General features: G+C 61.8%; 1 protein-coding gene. It reads left to right on the top strand.

What is annotated here, in order from left to right; genetic code table 11:
- Positions 1-1,079: ABC transporter substrate-binding protein (locus B3C64_RS06255; RefSeq protein ID WP_291534501.1), on the top strand; the 1,079-nt coding region annotated here is incomplete at both ends.

Below are 1,079 nucleotides of genomic sequence, written 5' to 3'. Positions count from 1 at the left end.
GACACCACCGTGGTGTTCCACTCCAAGGTGAAGAACGATGTGACGTTGAAGCAGGTGCTGTCCAGCCCGGCCGGCCCGATCGTGGACGAGCAGTCGTTCAGCGCCGACAAGCTCACCGACGCCGACACCATCGTGAAGGACAACGCGTTCGCCGGCCCGTACACGCTCACCTCCTACAAGGTGAACGAGGCGCTGGCGTATGCCAAGAACAAGTCCTACAAGGGGCTGACCCCGGCGAAGAACGACGCCGTGCAGGTCAAGTACTTCGCGGACTCCTCCAACCTGAAGATGGCCGTGCAGCAGGGCCAGATCGACGTGGCCTACCGTTCGATGACCCCGACCGACATCGAGAGCCTCTCGAAGGACAAGAAGGTCAAGGTCGTGAAGGGACCGGGCGGCGAGGAACGCTTCCTCACCTTCAACTTCAAGATCATGCCGTATGGCGAGAAGTCGAGCGAGCCGAACGCCGACAAGGCCAAGGCCGTGCGCCAGGCCGTCGCGAACCTCATCGACCGCGAGGAACTCGCCACCAAGGTGTACAAGGGCACCTACACGCCGATGTACTCCTTCATTCCGGACGGGCTCGCCGGCCATGACGATACTCTGAAGGCCGCCTACGGCGATGGCAACGGCAAGCCGAGCTCGGAGAAGGCCAAGAAGACCTTGGAGGCAGCCGGTGTGAAGACCCCGGTCGATCTGAAGCTCCAGTACAACCCGGACCATTACGGCCAGTCCTCCGCCGACGAATACGCGGCCATCAAGTCGCAGCTCGAGGAGGGCGGTCTGTTCAAGGTGGATCTGCAGTCCACCGAGTGGACCCAGTACAGCAAGGACCGTGTGGTCACCGAGGATTCCGACGGCGTCTACCCGGCGTACCAGCTCGGCTGGTTCCCGGACTACTCCGATCCGGACAACTACCTGTCCCCGTTCTTCCGCGACGGCAACTTCGTGAACAACGGCTACTCCAACCAGCAGATCAACGATCTGATCGTGAAGCAGGCCGGCCAGATCGACGCCACCGAGCGCGAGAACACGCTGAAGGAAATCCAGAAGCTCGAGACCGAGGACCTGTCCACCAT

It is taken from the genome of Bifidobacterium sp. UBA6881 (assembly GCA_002451435.1).
In the GTDB taxonomy this organism is placed as follows: Bacteria; Actinomycetota; Actinomycetes; order Actinomycetales; family Bifidobacteriaceae; genus Bifidobacterium.
This window is presented reverse-complemented; position numbering and strand designations above follow the sequence as displayed.